The 18,595-nt window shown below is 42.2% G+C and carries 12 protein-coding genes and 1 riboswitch; of the genes, 4 read left to right on the forward strand and 8 right to left on the reverse strand.

Annotation, left to right across the window (positions count from 1 at the left end):
• Positions 1–169 precede the first annotated feature (169 nt).
• The 5 genes from B050_RS0111920 to B050_RS0111940 all read right to left on the reverse strand — a co-directional run bounded on the left by B050_RS0111920 (position 170) and on the right by B050_RS0111940 (position 7,516).
• Positions 170–790 carry an RNA polymerase sigma factor gene (locus B050_RS0111920; RefSeq protein WP_018474150.1) on the reverse strand — a complete coding sequence of 207 codons (621 nt, stop codon included), beginning with the start codon at positions 788–790 and terminating at the stop codon, positions 170–172.
• 374 nt (positions 791–1,164) lie between these two features.
• Positions 1,165–2,118 carry a methylenetetrahydrofolate reductase [NAD(P)H] gene (metF, locus tag B050_RS0111925; RefSeq protein ID WP_018474151.1) on the reverse strand — a complete coding sequence of 318 codons (954 nt, stop codon included), beginning with the start codon at positions 2,116–2,118 and terminating at the stop codon, positions 1,165–1,167.
• 75 nt (positions 2,119–2,193) lie between these two features.
• Positions 2,194–4,899 (reverse strand): methionine synthase, encoded by a 2,706-nt coding sequence (gene metH, locus B050_RS0111930; RefSeq protein WP_018474152.1) that lies wholly within the window; start codon positions 4,897–4,899, stop codon positions 2,194–2,196.
• A 5-nt stretch (positions 4,900–4,904) separates the two neighbouring features.
• On the reverse strand, positions 4,905–5,948 hold the full coding sequence (locus B050_RS0111935; protein ID WP_018474153.1) for a homocysteine S-methyltransferase family protein: 1,044 nt from the start codon (positions 5,946–5,948) through the stop codon (positions 4,905–4,907).
• 62 nt (positions 5,949–6,010) lie between these two features.
• Positions 6,011–6,113, reverse strand: a riboswitch (SAM riboswitch).
• Positions 6,114–6,205: 92 nt separating this feature from the next.
• On the reverse strand, positions 6,206–7,516 hold the full coding sequence (locus tag B050_RS0111940; protein ID WP_044202336.1) for a hypothetical protein: 1,311 nt from the start codon (positions 7,514–7,516) through the stop codon (positions 6,206–6,208).
• A 310-nt stretch (positions 7,517–7,826) separates the two neighbouring features.
• On the opposite strand from B050_RS0111940, the gene B050_RS0111945 reads away from it, so the two are divergent.
• Positions 7,827–8,147, forward strand: coding sequence for a YbjQ family protein (locus B050_RS0111945; RefSeq protein ID WP_018474155.1), 321 nt, complete (start codon positions 7,827–7,829; stop codon positions 8,145–8,147).
• Between the two features lie 48 nt (positions 8,148–8,195).
• On the opposite strand, the gene B050_RS0111950 is transcribed toward B050_RS0111945, so the two are convergent.
• The 3 genes from B050_RS0111950 to B050_RS0111960 form a co-directional block, all read right to left on the reverse strand.
• Positions 8,196–8,447 carry a (2Fe-2S) ferredoxin domain-containing protein gene (locus B050_RS0111950; RefSeq protein WP_018474156.1) on the reverse strand — a complete coding sequence of 84 codons (252 nt, stop codon included), beginning with the start codon at positions 8,445–8,447 and terminating at the stop codon, positions 8,196–8,198.
• 3 nt (positions 8,448–8,450) lie between these two features.
• Positions 8,451–9,707: a DUF819 family protein gene (locus tag B050_RS0111955; RefSeq protein ID WP_018474157.1), complete on the reverse strand. Its 1,257-nt coding sequence runs from the start codon at positions 9,705–9,707 to the stop codon at positions 8,451–8,453.
• 246 nt (positions 9,708–9,953) lie between these two features.
• On the reverse strand, positions 9,954–10,586 hold the full coding sequence (locus B050_RS0111960) for an NUDIX hydrolase (RefSeq protein WP_018474158.1): 633 nt from the start codon (positions 10,584–10,586) through the stop codon (positions 9,954–9,956).
• Between the two features lie 688 nt (positions 10,587–11,274).
• Between B050_RS0111960 and aceK the strand changes: the two genes are divergently transcribed.
• The 3 genes from aceK (at position 11,275) to B050_RS0111975 (ending at position 18,433) form a co-directional block, all read left to right on the forward strand.
• On the forward strand, positions 11,275–13,002 hold the full coding sequence (aceK, locus tag B050_RS0111965; RefSeq protein WP_018474159.1) for a bifunctional isocitrate dehydrogenase kinase/phosphatase: 1,728 nt from the start codon (positions 11,275–11,277) through the stop codon (positions 13,000–13,002).
• Positions 13,003–13,308: 306 nt separating this feature from the next.
• On the forward strand, positions 13,309–13,926 hold the full coding sequence (locus tag B050_RS0111970) for a DUF4136 domain-containing protein (RefSeq protein ID WP_018474160.1): 618 nt from the start codon (positions 13,309–13,311) through the stop codon (positions 13,924–13,926).
• Between the two features lie 559 nt (positions 13,927–14,485).
• Positions 14,486–18,433: a PAS domain S-box protein gene (locus tag B050_RS0111975; RefSeq protein WP_229802406.1), complete on the forward strand. Its 3,948-nt coding sequence runs from the start codon at positions 14,486–14,488 to the stop codon at positions 18,431–18,433.
• Positions 18,434–18,595 lie beyond the last annotated feature (162 nt).

Below are 18,595 nucleotides of genomic sequence, written 5' to 3' on the forward strand. Positions count from 1 at the left end.
ATGTTAATTTTTTCTCAAGCCCTCCTATACCACCCTTAATGGTATATTGAAGCAGTCTGTGATAGGGTGGGAAGGTAAATCGCTGGTGATTTAGAGGTAAATTCTGCTGCTGGATATCTTTTTTTGGCTGTAGGCCAAGATTATTAATCTCAAGCGTAGGACTACGGCATTAGCGGCAATAATGAAAAATATAGTGTGCAATGCCGTAAAATACTAAGACTTTGAATTTGTAATTATATTTCTGAAAATCCTGCTTAAGGAGCTTTATGGATCGAAAAATCATATTATAAAGTGTGGGAACCTGAATACCCATAATCGCTGAGATATCCTCATAGGATAAGTTTTCTATATACCGAAGGTGAAGTGCCTCTTTTTGTCGCCTGGATAATCCCCCCATAGAGAATTTAAGAACCTCTAGCTTCCCATCACTCTTTTCGGCGGCAATTATCTTTTCCTGACAGCTCTCCTCCATCGAAAAGTCCTCATGAATACTTTCGTAAGCAATCAATTTATTGGCCTTTTTCAGTTTATGAATAAGCTCCCTTTTTAAGGATTTAAGAAGGTAGAATTTTATTGAACTTGATATCTCAATACTTGATCTTTTTAACCACAAACTGGTGAAAATATCCTGAAGTGCATCCTCTATTATTTCAAGATCAGGTGTTATTTTTTGCCCAAATCTATACAGATCATCAATATTGCTTTCGTAAATAAAAGTGAAAGCACTATTACCGTTTTCTTTCACTTTGATCCACAAATCAATGTCTGTATATGAATCGTATTTTTCCATTAGATCTATATAGAATACTTAAATACACACTATTATACGCATTTTATTATAATAACCTGTAATTGTTACATATAATATTTTCAATTAAAGTAAACTAATTAGTTAGTATTCGTAAGGTTATTAGGTTTTGAAACACTATTAATTTTCCATCCTAACACATGAAAACAAGGCCTAAAGGCCTATTATAAAGATCAATAGAATGCTTGTACAGTAAAAAAATCATAAGAGATAAGGCCTGAAATATGGAAAAACCTATTCAAAATTTCCACTCAATTAGAACGGCTAAAAAAGGTATTTTAGAAATAAGCTAAAACAGAAAAAGCCAATCTAAAAAACTTAGATTGGCTTTGAACTTAAATTAGTAGGTTGCTGGTTTAGAACACCTGACTGGCGACTTTATGAACGGTGCTGGCCTTGCTCATAGTATAATAATGAAGGCAAGGAACACCAAATTCTATCAATTCTTTACTTTGTTGGATGGACCACTCTATCCCCACCTGACGCACGTCGGCATTGGTTTTACACTTCTCCAACTCGTCCATCAGAGCATCTGGCATATCTAGGAAGAATATACTTGGCAGTACGGTCATTTGTTTTAAGGTCGTGATTGGTTTTAACCCTGGAATGATGGGAACGGTAATTCCCGCTGCCCGCACATTTTTGACAAACTCAAAATATTTTTGATTATCAAAAAACATTTGCGTCACGATGTATTCAGCACCTGCATCGACTTTTGCTTTCAGGTTTTTGAGGTCAAACTTAAAAGAAGGCGCCTCAAAATGCTTTTCAGGATATCCTGCCACACCAACACAAAAATCCGTTTGGAATCCCGTTTCTGTTTCTTCGTGCAGGTATTTCCCATTATTCATCCCTACTATTTGACTTACCAATTCATTGGTATAGTTATGTCCATTTTCATCTGGGATAAATCGCCCATCAGATTTGGGCGCATCACCCCGTAAGGCCAGGACATTTTCCACGCCTATAAAATTCAAATCGATCAATACATTTTCGGTATCCTCCTTTGTAAAGCCTCCGCAAAGAATGTGAGGAACTGCATCGACCTTAAACCTGTTCATCAGCGCAGCGCAGATCCCTACGGTACCGGGACGTTTCCGGGTGCTTACTTTTTCGAGTAGGCCGGTGGAGTGCTTCTTATAGATATATTCCTCACGGTGATAGGTGACATCGATAAATGGCGGGTTGAAATCCATCAGTGGGGAAATGCCCTCCAGCATATCATTTAAGCTTTCCCCTTTTAGGGGAGGAAGGATTTCAAAGGAAAAAAGCGGTTTCTTCGCTTGATTGATGTGATCGATTACTTTCATGAATTTATGGTATTAGAACCCATTAGTTTTAATCTAAGGTTTAGATAATGGGTAATATTTCTGCTTTTAAATTGATTAACTTTCTACGGGTTTCAGCCTTGGTGTATAGGCCAGATTTGGCGAAAGCCATTTCTCAGCCTGCTCCTTGCTCACCCCTTTACGCTCAGCATAGCTTTGGACCTGGTCCTCACCTATTTTGCCCAAGCCAAAATATTTACTTTCCGGATGGCCAAAATAAAAGCCACTTACCGAGGAGGTAGGGAACATAGCAAAGCTATCGGTAAGGCTAATACCTATGCTTTCCTCGATCTGTAACCAGTCGAATAAGGTGGTTTTTTCGGAGTGTTCCGGGCAGGCAGGATAGCCTGGTGCTGGTCGGATACCGGCATAAGCTTCCCTGATCAGCAGGTCATTGTCTAGCTGCTCAGAATCCGCATAGCCCCAATATTCTTTCCGCACCATCTCATGCATATATTCCGCGGCTGCCTCCGCGAGTCGGTCGCCAAGAGCTTTGAACATGATCTCATTATAATCATCTCCTTCCGCCTTATATTGCTCGACTCTATCATCCATCTTCAGCCCAGCGGTGACGGCAAAGCCTCCAAAATAATCTACCTTATCAGGGTGCAGATAATCCACCAGGGAGCGATTTGGGACCCCCTTGCCTTTTTTGCCTTGCTGACGCAAGAAGTGAAACTTGATGTTCGTCTCCTTTTCTTCCTCATCCAAGATGACTATATCCTCCCCTTGTCTCTTGATTGGAAATAAGCCGATAACTGCTTTGGCTTCCAGCCATTTCTCAGCGATAATCTGGTCCAACATCTGGTTAGCCTCCTCAAATAGCTTTTGAGCCTGCTCGCCTACCACTTCATCCTTGAGGATCTTAGGGTATTTTCCAGACAGCATCCAGGTGCTGAAGAATGGCGTCCAATCTATATAGCTGCGGAGGGTCGCTATATCGAGATCCAGGACGGTCTTGCCTAGTTTCCTCGGTTTTACCGGCTGGTAATCCGACCAATCTATTACTACAGGATTGGCGATAGCCTCTTCAAATTTTGCTAATTGCTTGGCCTCTTGCTTGGCCTGGTGGGCCACCCTCAATTCGGCGTATAATTCCTTGATTTTAAGTCGATATTCTTCTTTAGTCTCCTCATAAATCGCCTCTCCTGCCACAGGCACAGACTTGGAAGCATCGAGCACATGCACCACAGTACCACTATATACCGGGTCGATCTTCACTGCAGTATGGATTCTGCTGGTAGTTGCTCCTCCCACAAGTAAGGGGATTTTGAGCCCTTGTCGCTCCATTTCGGAGGCTACATTCACCATCTCATCCAGGGAGGGGGTGATCAGGCCACTAAGGCCAATGATGTCCACGTCATTTTTGATAGCCTCATCGATTATCTTCTGAGCATCCACCATTACTCCCAAATCTATAATTTGGTAGCTATTGCAAGCTAATACCACCCCTACAATATTCTTCCCAATATCATGCACATCCCCTTTTACGGTGGCCAATAGTACTTTTTTGATGCTACTCTTTTGCTCGTTAAAGTCTGCGTCCCCGGCTTTAGGCATAAAAGGTTCTAAATAGGCCACGGCCTTTTTCATCACCCGGGCGGATTTTACGACTTGGGGCAAGAACATTTTTCCTGATCCGAATAGATCTCCCACCACATTCATGCCGTCCATAAGTGGGCCTTCTATCACCTTAAGAGGGCTTTTGAGCTCCTGCCGGGCTTCCTCTGCATCTCCTTCAATATGGTCTATTATTCCTTTGACCAAAGAGTGCTCGATCCGCTTCGATACCGGATCAGATCTCCAGGCTTCATTCGCCACTTCCTTCTTTCCTGTGGACTTTACCGTCTCCGCAAAATCCAATAAGCGCTCGGTAGCATCCTCTCTCCTATCCCACAGTACATCTTCCACATGCTCCAGAAGGTCCTTAGGAATATCATCATAGATCTCAAGCATGGAAGGATTTACAATGCCCATATCCATACCATGCTGAATCGCGTGATACAGGAAGGCGGCATGCATGGCTTCCCTTACCGGATTATTTCCCCTAAAGGAGAAACTTACATTACTTACCCCGCCACTGACTTTGGCGCCAGGCAGGTTTTCTTTGATCCATTTGGTGGCTTTGAAGAAATCAATGGCATTGGAGCGATGCTCGTCCATGCCTGTGGCCACTGGAAAAATATTAGGATCAAAAATAATATCATTAGGGTTGAATTTCACCTGCTCCACGAGTATATCATAGCTCCGCTTACAGATATCCACTCTCCGCTGGTACGAATCAGCCTGCCCATCCTGATCAAATGCCATTACCACCACCGCGGCACCAAATTTCTTGATGGTCTTCGCCTGGTGGATAAACTCCTCTTCACCGTTCTTTAAACTGATGGAATTCACAATTCCTTTGCCTTGAATACACTTCAGGCCCGCCACAATAATATTCCATTTGGAGCTATCCACTACGATAGGAATACGGCTGATCTCGGGCTCAGAAGCCAGCAAGTTCAGGTACTTCACCATGGCCGCTTCACCGTCCAGCATCCCCTCATCCATACACACGTCCAATACCTGAGCGCCGCCTCTTACCTGATCCAGAGCGACCTCCAAGGCCTCGTCATATTGACCATTTAGGATTAACCGTGCAAATTTCTTGGACCCTGTGACGTTGGTTCGCTCCCCGATATTTACAAAATTCAATTCAGGGGTAAACACCAAGGGTTCAAGCCCGGAGAGTTTGAGGTATTTGTTATTGTTCGTATCCATTCCCACTATTCTTCTACAGTATTAAAATCTAATTGACGAGGTTTATATTTCTTACTTACCGAGGCGATCACGCTGATGTGCTCAGGAGTCGTCCCGCAGCAGCCCCCAAGGATATTGATCAAGCCGTCTTTAAGGAACTCTTCCACCTGATCAGCCATTTCCTGCGCAGTTTGGTCATAGAGACCAAATTCATTTGGCAAGCCTGCATTAGGATAGGCGCTGATATAAAAAGGTGCTTTCTCAGACAATACTTTAAGGTAAGGTCTAAGTTCTTTTGCCCCCAGGGCACAGTTAAGCCCAATACTTATCAGTGGCACGTGAGAAAGAGAGATCAAAAAGGCCTCGGTAGTCTGACCACTTAAGGTACGCCCCGAAGCATCGGTGATCGTTCCAGAGATCATGATGGGGATTCCCCCTTCTTTTGGGTCTAGAGGAATGCCCTTTTCTTCATACACTTCCTGGATAGCATAGAGCGCCGCCTTCGCATTGAGAGTGTCGAAGATGGTTTCTACTAATATGATATCCACCCCTCCATCGAGAAGGCCTCTTACCTGCTCGGAATAGGCTTCTGCTAGCTGGTCAAAATTAACCGCCCGATAGCCCGGATCATTGACATCTGGCGATAAACTGGCCGTCCGGTTGGTCGGGCCAATAGCACCAGCGACGAATCTAGGCTGATCCGGGGTGATCTTATTGTATTTGTCTGTAGCTTCCTTCGCCAGTGTCGCCGAGGCCACATTGAGTTCATAGGCAAGGTGGGACAAGTCATAATCGTCCTGGGCGATGGAAGTACTACTAAAGGTATTCGTTTCCAATATATCCGCCCCAGCTTCCAGGTAGGTTTCATGAATCTCCCGGATCACATCTGGCCGACTTAGTGACAGCAAGTCATTATTGCCTTTTAGGGCCTTGGGATGAGACGCTAGTGCAGGAGTCCGGAAGTCTTTTTCCTCCAGCTTATAGCGCTGAATCATCGTACCCATGGCACCATCCAGTATTAAAATTTTTTGATTCAGTCTTTGAAGTAAAATATCAGTTCGTATATCCATGTGCTCATTTGTATAAAAGCTTAATCGAGCAAAGAACCGATAGAAAAAAGGTAATAATCTATCGCTCATCTTTTCCTGACATTCTCAGGATGGGAGTTAGCACCTTGTTAGTTTCAGGTTGCTAAGACGTCATAGGGCCCTTCCCTCAGTCTTTCTCGATAAGCAATCTCAAAGGTAATAGGAATATGTGAATTTCATGCATATTCCCTATATAAAATTTTCAAAACTTCCTAATGAAATAATAGGAACAAAATCCATCAGGGTCTGATCCCCAAGCCCACCTGCAGGTAAGGAGCCCTGAGGTATTTGGACATCGATACATCTCCCAGTATATAGCTTCCCAGGGGCATTTCGACCCCTCCATATACCGATGCGATCAGATCTATCTTATGATGGCGTGAGAGTGATATGGCCTTGGCCAGGTACACTTCTGGCTTGGCCATCATCCCGGCCCTACGCAGCTCACCATCATAATCCGGCAAATTGATCAAATCCTCAAAAGGTAGTTTTCGGGTATGAATGAGATTATACCTTAGCGTCGCATAACCTAGGCCGCCCGTCGCCCCCACTTCCCAGTCATTGATATCAATGAGCTTGGTTCCAAGGTTTCCATAGAGCCTTAGGCTATTGAGACTTTGGTTATAATCCTGATTGGCTCTGCCGCTTTGGCTGGAATTATAGACGTCCAAGCCGTAGAGAAATCCCCTATTTTCACCCAGAATCTTTAAGCCCAGATTCTTCGGAAAGCCGGTGAGCTCTTCATAGCCATTTTCACTCAGGGCTTTATTTAGGGCATTAGGTTTAGAGAAATTTCCTCCATATAGTATATGAAAGCCTAAGGAGGCATCACGGTAGAAGTAATTGCTTTCCGGCAAGCTTATCCCTGCCCCCAGACGGACGAAAGCCCCACTTTGGAGATCGTCAAAGGTCATTCCATTGATATTCCAGGAATCCTCAAAGGGGTTGAAGGAGTAGCCTACTTTGGCAATTAGGCTGAATACTTCTTCGTTGGGAAACAGGTCAAAATCATAGCCCAGTTCAAAGCCAATTTCCGTCAGGAAGCCTCCCATATACTGGCTGCCTTTATTGATATCGTTTTTTCTGAGGATAAAGCCATGCGCGGGATCCTGAAGGAAAGCATCTAAGCTCATATCCTCGGGCTGATTCATCATCTCAAAACTCAGATAACCCATCCCTATGGACATATAATGTATCAAATGGAATTTTCCTTCTTCAGTAAAACTATAGCCGAAATTCAGGAAAGCCCGGGTAGTCCTAAAATCCAATTCATACTGGCCAAAAGTGGAGTTTAGGCCATTGTTTTGATATATTTCTGCCCCGACAATGAAGTCATTGAAGCGGGTCTGATAGCTGATTCCATAGCTTCTATAGCTGTTGGGCATGGGCATGCCTCCGTTATTTTCCAATAATTCATCAACTCCCTGAAGATTGGCTCCGGAAGTGCCATAAAAAGCATTAAAGCTGGTTCTTTGATATCCATGCGACTGCTGTCCCTTGGCAATATTAGCCATCAGGCATAAACTAATAAAAACAATATATCGCCTCATTTTTCTTGATTTCTCTCCAAAAATATAACTTTAACCTGGAATATGCATCAGGAATCGACCAGAGTTCTAAAAATGCCAGTGAATCAAAGTTCATACCAGTGTTATTCCTTCCTAAGCCCCCTCAAATGCTTTTTTTAGCGAAGCGCCGTAATCAGTCCTGAAAGCTGGAAGGGTATACAAATTTTCCCTTTGGCATAAAGGCATTTAGTAGGATGGATCAAAAGCGCTGAGAAGAATGAAATATTAGCTCATTAAAATTTATTATATTGGTAGGGTAAAATTATTTTAACAAAAACCAAGAATAGAATTTATGATTACTACAACCACTCCAAATGTAGAGGGCTACGAAATCAAAAAATATTATGGCATCGTCACAGGCGAAACCATCATCGGAGCCAATGTATTCAGGGACTTTTTTGCCAGCATCACAGATATTGTCGGTGGGCGCTCAGGGACCTACGAAAAGGTGCTAAGAGAAGCGAAGTCCACTTCACTTATGGAGATGGAAATGCAAGCCAAAGCGATGGGCGGCAATGCTGTAGTAGGCGTGGATCTAGATTATGAAACCATCCGTGACGGCATGCTGATGGTGACGGCTAGCGGTACGGCGGTGTTTTTGGAGCAGAAATAAATAATATAGGCCCTTTGGGAAGGATGATTTTTCTCAAAGGGCCTTTTTTTAATGTCCTATTTTTCTTTCCAGTAATTCCCGCAGCTTATCGGGAGTAGAGGCTTTTTGGACCTCATTATTGACCACTACGATTGGGCCACTTTTGCAGAAATCCATGCATTTGGTTTTCACGATTTTATATTGTCCCTTATGATCATCCAGGTTGACCATATCCTTAGCGGACTTTATTAGGCTTTTGCAACCGTTCTTTTTGCAGTCTCCTCCCGTGCAGATGAATATAAATTTCCTATATTTTGCCATATTTTAGTTCGTATTGGATACCCACTGTAGCAGCAGTCCACAGATATACGCCCCATAGGTCCCCGCAGCATATCCAAATACCGCAAGTAAAACTCCCACTGGCGCCAGCGAAGGGCTAAAAGCACTCGCCACAATCGGTGCCGAAGCTGCACCGCCCACATTGGCCTGCGATCCCACAGCCACATAGAAGAAGGGCGCTTTGATAATAAATGCCACCACCAACATAATGGTAATATGGAACAACATCCACAAACTACCTACCAAAAACAATAAGGGGTTCTCCATAATTGCAAATAAATCCATCTGCATCCCCACCGTGGCCACCAATACATATAATAAAACACTGCCCATACGGCTGGCTCCCACACCCTCGAGATTCCTCGCCCGGGTAAATGACAGGGCTAGCCCGGCCGTGGTGGCGATCACCACAATCCAAAAAAAGGCTGAATCCAATGAATATTTTTCCAAATCAGGGTGGTTTTCAGCAAACCAAGGCGCAATGCCATCGGCCATCCAGTGAGCAATACCCGTGATCCCAAAACCTACTCCCAGAACCATAAGCGTATCTGCCATGCTCGGGATCTTCATGATACTCCCCCGATAGGCTGCCACCTTGGCTTCCAGAGCCGTAATGGCACTGGTGTCTGCCTTGAATAATTTGTCGATCCTGTCAGGCTTGCCCGCCCAAAATAAAAGCACTGCCAGCCATAAATTGGCAATCAAAACATCCACTGCAATCATCTGGCTAAATAGTACCGGGCTGGCGCCAAAGGTCTTATACATCGCTGTCTGATTGGCCCCGCCGCCTATCCAGCTGCCAGCGATGGTCGCCAGTCCTCTCCACACCTCATCAGGGCCCGCTCCTCCCATCACTGAGGGATCTATAGCCGATACCACCAGCAATGCCAAAGGCCCTCCAAGGATGATACCCACCGTTCCTGAAAGAAACATGATTAGCGCCTTAGGACCGAGTTTTATGATGGATTTGAAGTCAATACTCAATGTAAATAATACCAAAGAGGCAGGCAGCAAGAAGCGGGAAGCTACCTTATATAAACTGGATTGCTCCCCGGATATCACCCCAAAGGAGTTCAATATAGAAGGCAAAAAATAACATAATAATACCGTGGGAACCACGCTATAAAACTTTTTCCAGAAGGGCTTGTCAATAGAGGCAGTGCCAAATACCAAGGCCAGAATCCCCATCAAAATTCCCAAAACTACCGCATCATTTGTGATTAGAGGTATTTGTTCTTCCATAAATTCTAATATTAATCGACCAAAATACTATATTTTATTTCAAAATTTAAGGTCTTCAACCAGTTTTTCCTGCTTGTTCTTTGGTACGGGCCTTCGGCAATAAAATATAAACTTTAAGCTTATTTGGTCATCATAGAGTGTTTTATCTTTTTATGATGGATTAAGGGTTTTTACCAAAAATAATATTCAAAAAAAGAGGTCCACTGCATTCTCTCAATGAATGCTGTCCTGGACTGGAAGAATAATTTATTTCCTATTCCATATCGATACCAGTTCCCCAAGCATCATGGCAGTGGCACCCCATACCACCTCTTTATTGATATCAAAATAAGGAGCCTTTAGGCTAAACCCCGGGTTGACCTTGATCATCGTGGACTTATGATAATCCTGGTCTATCAGTACATCAAAATCACAAGGCACCACAGCTGCTACTTCCCGAGGGTCGGGAATAAATAGTGGTTTATGCCTAATCAGACCTATAAAAGGACTTACGAGAAAGTTACTTGGAGGTATATATAACTGTGATAAGGCGCCGATTACTTCAATATCGCTGGCCTTCACCCCTATCTCTTCTTCCGTTTCCCGAAGGGCGGTTTGGGATAGTGAGCCATCTTCTGGCTCCACTTTTCCACCTGGCAGCGCCATCTGTCCGGCATGAGTGCCATCATATTCCGGTCGCTTGATCAAGGGAAAGAAAAACTTATTCTGGTCTTCATAAAACAAAATCATCACCGCTCCTTTGCGCGCATTGACTTGCTCTTCTCCTCCAAATCTCGCTTCATCCACTGGTTTTGGAGCCATGACAAGCTGGCCCTCCCGGCCGGGCAATGGGCCAGAGAGTTTGACTTTCAGTATATTAATAAATTGAGAAAAATCCATATGAAAATTAAGATTATGAATTAACACAGACGGTGATAGATCCAATAAGTTTTAGGGAATGGTAAAGCTGGCAAATAAAGCATTTACCCAAAAAATACTGGTGATATCCACCCCTAAATAATAGTGCATAAAAAAGGCCCAAACAAAGTGCGGGCCTTTTTTTTACTATCAAACCTATTAAACCTATTGTTGAAGTATTCAAATAGTTGAATAACTCAATCGAAAGGTAAAAAATAAATCTTATACTACAAACAAACGATTGCATTACAATATACAGAACTAAATACTAGAAAAACCATCATATTGCGCAGTATTCAATATTTTATTGTTAATAAATAGTTAAGTTTCAGAATATTATTTTCTAAAAATTATCAAAATCAACATTATACGGAAAAAAATTTTTAGTCAAAATTTATAAAAAAAATTATATTTCCACCCATCTATTTTAGTAAGTCCCTTATCATCAAGCCAAAATGCGGTAAATTATTAATATGAATTAGAATAACTTAGAATAGGTTGTTTTCACCAATCCCCCCCCTATTTTAAACTTGTGGGATGCTATTCACTAATGCTGCCTACTTTTAATCCGCTGAGTATTAAGGAGGGGCATAAACCAGTCATTTTTGTAATCCTCAAAAGGGATTTTATAGTTATATTGGATTTTCTTTACCCAATATCAATCCCCACGATGATGCCAGCTACTCGCCCACAGATAGTCCAGCAAATTGTTTCCGGTTATATCACCTATATAACGGCCTTCAACGAGCATACGAAAAGAGCTCCACAGTATTTCCGTGATCGTGATTGGGATGGGGTCCGGCTGAACCACCGCCAGCGCTTGAGGCTCTATAAAGATTGCGTCAATAAGGTGGTGCAGTATTGCAGGAAAGAATACCCCAGTTCGCTTAAAGACCGTCAATTTTGGTTTGAGGTGAAATTTAGTTTTTCTGAAACCATCAAAGATCGTAAGGATCGGGAGCTGGCCGAGTCATTTTATAATTCGTTCATCCGTAAAGCCGTGGTGGACCTGTCTATTGATGAGGAGCTGATGTTTGTCCTGGAAGGCTATGATTCCTGTGAGGTGCATTCTCAGGAGCCTTTATTCCATAATTATCCCTCCAAATGGGGAGTACAAAGGATAATCCGGGCCATCTTGGATGATTTTGACTTTCAGGTCCCCTATTTACAAAAGGAAAGGGATGTGCAATTCCTTGTAAGAAGTATAAGAGAAGTGATACTCACCAGGTATCAGGTGGATGAGGACACCACCACGCAGGTCTTAAAGCAGGTTTTTTATCGAAACAAAGCGGCTTACCTAATCGGCAGAACTTACTTAGGAGGTAAATGGATGCCTTTTATTATCCCTTTTCTAAACGGCCCAAAGGGCATCTATGTAGATACCTTGATTTTTGACCCGAATCTAATGAGTGCTATCTTCAGCTATACCCGCTCCTATTTCATGGTGGAAACAGAGATCCCCAGTCAGATCGTGGCCTTCCTCAATAGCGTCATTCGACATAAGGCGGTATATGAATTATACAATGCCATTGGATTCAATAAGCATGGGAAGACAGAGTTTTACAGGGATTTTCTTGCCCATTGCAAGGGCAGCAAGGATGATTTTGTGGTGGCACCAGGCATCAAGGGCATGGTAATGACGGTATTCACCCTTCCCTCTTTCAATACAGTATTCAAAATTATAAAGGACAATTTTGACCCGCCTAAGAATATGACGCGCCAGGAGGTCAAGGATAAGTACAAACTGGTCTCTCTCCATGACCGGGTGGGCAGGATGGCTGATACACATGAATTTGAATATTTCAAACTTCCCCTAGCTCGTATAGCTCCTGAGCTGATGGAAGAGCTGAGGAAAACCGTAAATTCCCAATTAGAGATCAAGGGCGAGGACCTCATTATTAAGCATCTCTATACCGAAAGAAAGCTTACTCCGCTCAATATGTATCTGGAAAGCTGCTCGGAAGAGGATGCTCAGACCGCTGTGGAGGAATATGGAAATGCCATCATTCAGCTAGCCAAGGCCAATATTTTCCCTGGAGACATGATGACCAAAAACTTTGGAGTCACGAGGCAGAAGCGGGTGATTTTTTATGACTATGATGAAATTGAATTTTTGACCAAGATGAATTTCCGTCTTAAGCCTAAACCTGTGGGTTTTGAGCAAATCTACGCTTCTCAGCCATGGTACGATATTGCCAAAAACGATGTGTTCCCTGAAGATTTCAAGAGATTTATGATCGGGAGAACTGACGTGAAGGAATATTTCATTGATTTCCATGAGCGTATATTTGATCCTGAATATTGGAAGGAAATCCAAGGGAGGATCGAGCAGGGTGAATTATTACACGCTTTCCCCTATCCCGAATATATGCGCTTCAGACCTGAGGAGGAAGTATAGCCGCCGGCCAAATTCTTATACTCGTTTTCATGCCGTTTATACTTTATTTTTAACATAAAATTGGTAGATAAGCCCAATAAACACTTATAATAGTCTTGCAAAATTTTAATAAATCATATGATTTTTTGCAAGTTATAACTTTGATTAATCCTTATAAATCACTAATATTCAATAGGTAATACAGTTTTAGCGGCGAATATATTTCGCCATCCTCTTCAAGCTGAGGATTTTGGTATTGAAGCAGCTCTCATACTGCTTCTAATTTTCTATATCAACCTTTCGTATCACAATGAATATTCCTGATTTATGAAAAATCTCATTTTATTATCCTTATTGATTTTATTCAGTAGTGGCTGTTTTTCATCAAAAGATTTTGTAGCTGAATATGATTATGATTACCGTGGAAATTTCAAAAAATACCAAACTTTCGCCTTTATGGAGGATACAGGTACCGACTCGATAAAGCAGATTCCTGTAATAGATAAGACCATAGTTTCCCGCCTGCACTCTCAAGGCTTCAAGCATCAGGAAAGTAAACCTGATATCCTTATTTATTATAAGCTATTTGTAAGTCAGGTACGTTACAGAGGCTATATCCAACCAGAATTTAACAATTGGCTGTCGGCCCGCGGGATGGAGATCCTGAAGGAAGAAGAGCGTAAAGATAAGTTGAAAGAAGAACTGGCCTCCGAAGAGGAAGAAGATCGGAAAAAAGGGGAGGATTATGAGAATATTAAATACTTTGAAAACGATGGAATGCTCATCATCTATGTGATCGACTATAAGAAAAATAAAACTATCTGGCAGGGTTACACTTCTGCTAGCTTTGACGTCAACTCTCCAAGCATCAACCTAGATCTCACCAGAGCTACTTATAAGGTCATGAATCAGTTTCGCCTCGTGACGGACAATTATACCTTCTAATTTTGATACTTTTTGGGCATTATTTTTAGCCCTCTCCTTTATTTAAATAAGCTCCTAAATGAGAAGGGAAAAGTGCGCCCAAATTCCCCTAGATAACTTGGCAATATTACAGTATTTTTTAACTAACTATTAAGGAAATCCCCTATTCATCCCTACCTATAAGAGTCGGCAAAAGCTATTGGGTAAAAATGAAAAGGACATTCCATTAATCTATAAATCAGCCCATTTTTTACACCTAATAGGCGCAATTTTTATATTCAAATTATTATTGGTATATTCATATAACTTTAATAAAAAATTTAACAATCTTAATTTGTAATTTTCGTTAAATGGGGAATAAAAACAATAAAAGTCTCACATACCTTTAATTTTTATCATATAATAGGTATTTGGCACTAATTTTGGCGCTTAAATTTTGTATTATATATACAGCTTTTAGATTCTAATAATTATTATATCTGAATGTTTTATTATATTAATAAATTGCGCTTAATTGTATGGTAAATTGGATTATATCCACACCCTAATACTTTAGTCACCAACAATGCCACATCCTATTATGAACCTTCAAGCCAAGCCAAATACATTAAAAGCTATTCGCAATTGGCTTGAATTATCCTGTCTAATAAAACCCTGTGAAAGCAGTCTCCTATTTCATTATAATGCTGCTAATGAAGCCAGTATTATAGCCCATTCTGGAAATGAAGGGGAGGATAAGCATTTTGAAAAATTATTAGCAAAACTTCCCCAAGATTTCTTATCAAATAATCCTGAGCGTCTAGCCGAATCCGAGTATTTTACCATTGGCCATGCTGACGAGGGACGATCTATGGCTAGCCGCAGAGTTTTCGCCAATAATGAAGAGGCTTATACCCTTCTATTTTTAGGTGAAGAAAATAAAACTCTAAGCAAAGCAGCTCAGGAGAAGCTGGCTTTAATCAGTACTTCTATTGAGGAGGAATTTGAGAAGGAGTTGGAACTTCAGAAATCCATTTCTCAAGACAGCCAGTTCAAAAACTTTTTCGAAAAGTCCTTAGGAATGATGTGCACACATGATTTGGAAGGCAAATTACTTAGCATCAACAAAGCTAGTGCTGAGAGTATCGGATATGAAGTGGAAGACCTGATCGGAAAGAAACTCTCTGATCTACTGCCTAGCCGAAATGCTCACCGACTAGAAGCCTATATGAGCGCTATCCGCAGCAAAGGGTCCGCTAATGGAATGATGGAGGTAATCCATAAAAATGGGCAGAGTCGCTATTGGTTATATTCTAATGTACTTCAAAAAGACTCTCCTACTGGCCCTTACGTGCTAGGCAATGCCCTTGATGTCACGGTCAAGCAGGAGCTGGAAGTGGAATATAACCGTCTTAAGGAAATGCTGGAGCAAACCAACCATGTGGCCAAAGTTGGCGGTTGGGAGGTCAATTTTATTAAGAATACTATATTTTGGTCGAGCGTAACCCGCAAGATCCATGAGGTAGAGGAAGATTTTGAGCCTGACTTGGCCAGCGCTATGGGTTTCTATAAAGAAGGGCGTTCTGTAGAGGTCATCAATAAGGTAGTCGAAATTGCGGTTACCAAAAATGAGCCTTTTAATGTCGATCTGGAGCTGATTACCGCCAAAGGCAATCAAGTATGGGTCCGATCTTTAGGAAAACCAGAATTTAAAAATGGTAAATGCATTCGTTTATTTGGAACCTTCCAGGATATCACCACCGAGAAACTAGCCGAACAGGAGCTGGTACGCTCAAAAAAGCTAATAGAAGAGGTAATTAATTCCAGCTCCGAAGTATCCATCATAGCCACAGATACTTCAGGAATCATACAGGTATTTAACCGAGGAGCAGAAAAAATGCTAGGCTATACTTCTGCGGAGGTAGTAGGAAAACTCAGTCCTGAAATCATCCATGATAAAAAAGAGGTGAAACGCAGAGAGGCCGAGCTGAAGGAGGAATATGGTGAGAAGATAAAAGGATTCCGGGTGTTCGTCCATAAGTCTGAGGTCGATGGCGTGGATGAGCGCGAATGGACCTACCTCCGTAAAGATGGTCAGCGACTCAATGTAAACCTCACCGTCACCTCCATCAGAAATGAAGAGGGACTGGTCACCGGATACCTGGGTATGGCCACGGACATTACTGAAAGAAAGAAAGCTGAAAAGCAATTGACCATAGAGAAAGCTCGCCTGGATGCCTTCGTCACGCACGTACCTGTGGCAGTGGCGATGCTGGACACCAAGCTGCGGTACCAGGCTTACAGTAACCAATGGCTAAAAACCTATGCTCTAGAGGGAAAATCCCTATATAACCTGAGCCATTATACGGTATTCCCCACCCTACCAGAGGAATGGAAAGCCATTCATCAACGTGGACTTGCAGGTGAGGTCATCAAATGTGAGGAAGATGTATGGAGACCTCCGGGATGGGATAAGGACCAATATATCCGCTGGGAAGTACGGCCATGGTATTATGGCGAGAATAAAATTGGCGGCATACTCATGCTAATCCAGGATATCACAGAAGCGGTACAACAAAGACAAGAGCTCAAAAACGCAAAAAATCTAGCGGAGGAAGCAAGTGTGGCCAAATCGGAATTCTTAGCCAATATGAGCCATGAAATCCGTACCCCACTGAATGGAATCATCGGCTTCACCGACCTAGTCCTCAAAACAGAACTGTCTGATGTGCAGACCCAGTACCTGTCCATCGTCAATCAGTCTGCCAATTCTCTACTGAATATCATCAATGATATCCTGGACTTCTCCAAAATCGAAGCGGGAAAATTAGACTTAGATATAGATCAATCCGATATCTACGAACTGGCGGAACAGTCTAGCGATATTATAACTTATGAGGTACATAAGAAAGGTTTGGAAATGCTTCTTAATATTTCCCCGGAGATCCCACGATTAATCTGGGTGGATCAGGTGCGACTGAAGCAGGTATTGATCAATCTATTAGGAAATGCCTCTAAATTTACTGAAAAAGGAGAAATTGAACTCAAATTATCCTTGCTCCCTGCCGAAAGTAACGAGGAAGAAGTATGTATCCGCTTTGCCGTGCGAGATACTGGCGTGGGCATAAAACCTGAAAAACAAGCGAAAATCTTTGAGGCCTTCTCTCAGGAAGATATCAGCACCACCAAAAAATATGGAGGGACGGGATTAGGGCTTACCATCTCTAATAGCCTACTGGCACTTATGGGAAGCAGGATGCAACTGGAAAGCAGCCCTGGAAATGGCAGTACCTTTTATTTTGACCTCAAGGTAAAATTTGAAAATAGCGATATCATTGCTGAGAAATATGAATTGGTGGACATCCATCATGCCCTAATAGTGGATGATAATGAAAACAACAGAATGATCCTTGAGCGTATGCTCGCACTAAAAGGAATAAAAACCTCTCTCGCAAAAAATGGCTATGAAGCCATCCAGAAGTTAATCGATGGCGAACAGTTCGATGTAGTCTTGATGGATTATCATATGCCTTATCTTAATGGCATTGAAACCGCCCGACAGATCCGAGAGAATTTTGACAAGCAGCCCATCATCTTCCTACATAGTTCTTCGGAAGATAAGGGTATCATTCAGGCCTGTAAAGAACTTAATATTCAGCACAGACTGGTGAAGCCGATCAAGATGCAGGAGATGTTTGAGACGCTATTGAAGATAAAGCAAAACAATCCCAGCAAGGTACATCAGGAGCCTAAACCCGAACAAGACACGCTGGAGGTCATTGCCAATGATGCTTCCATCCTGATTGTAGAGGATAATTCCATCAATATGCTTTTGGCTAGGACGGTATTGAATAATCTGGCTCCAGGGGTAAAAATCAGAGAGGCCACCAACGGTCAGGAAGCCTTGGATAAATTTGAGGAGGAAGTTCCTAATATTGTTTTGATGGATGTGCAGATGCCGGTAATGAATGGACTGGAAGCCACCAAAATCATTCGAAACCTCTATAAGGATAGAGATATTATGATCATTGCCCTGACAGCAGGGAATGTGAAAGGAGAAAAAGAAAAATGCTTGAATGCAGGTATGGATGATTTTATTTCCAAGCCATTTGTAGAAGATGACCTTATCAAATTACTCGAAAAATGGGATGGGAACTTTGGGATAGAAAAAGTCAATAAATTTAAGGCTGCATCCGATTCCGTGGATACATTTGACCCTGCTAAGCTGCAAGCCATGCTGGGCTTTACGGATCATAGTGATCCTGTCCTGCAGCATTTGTTGAAACTAAGTCAAAAAGAGCTCAGCAACTCCATGAGGGAATTAAAAAAACTACCGCCAAAAGCTAGCCAGGACCTGGCTCAAGTGGCACATAAGCTATATAGCTCTTCCAGCACGCTTCAACTTGGTCGTCTCTCCCAGCTGTCGGCAGATCTGGAAAGAGCTGCCACGAAGAAAGACAATAGGATAAATTATCAGAAATTGATTACGCAAACCATCAATGAACTCGCCCACAGACTTGATGATATGGTCAATTATATACTGGACTAAGGGGCTTACTTTCTATTAGAAATTCATTGCTTAGGAATAGGCTTATTCATCGACTCCAAATTCAACTCACTTTTCTGATTTATTCAGGAGAGTGAGTTTTTTTTTTAATAAATACCATTAACTCCGTCTCAAAACCCTTCGATTTCAATAGTAAAGAATAGA

This window comes from Echinicola pacifica DSM 19836 (assembly GCF_000373245.1).
Taxonomy (GTDB): domain Bacteria; phylum Bacteroidota; class Bacteroidia; order Cytophagales; family Cyclobacteriaceae; genus Echinicola; species Echinicola pacifica.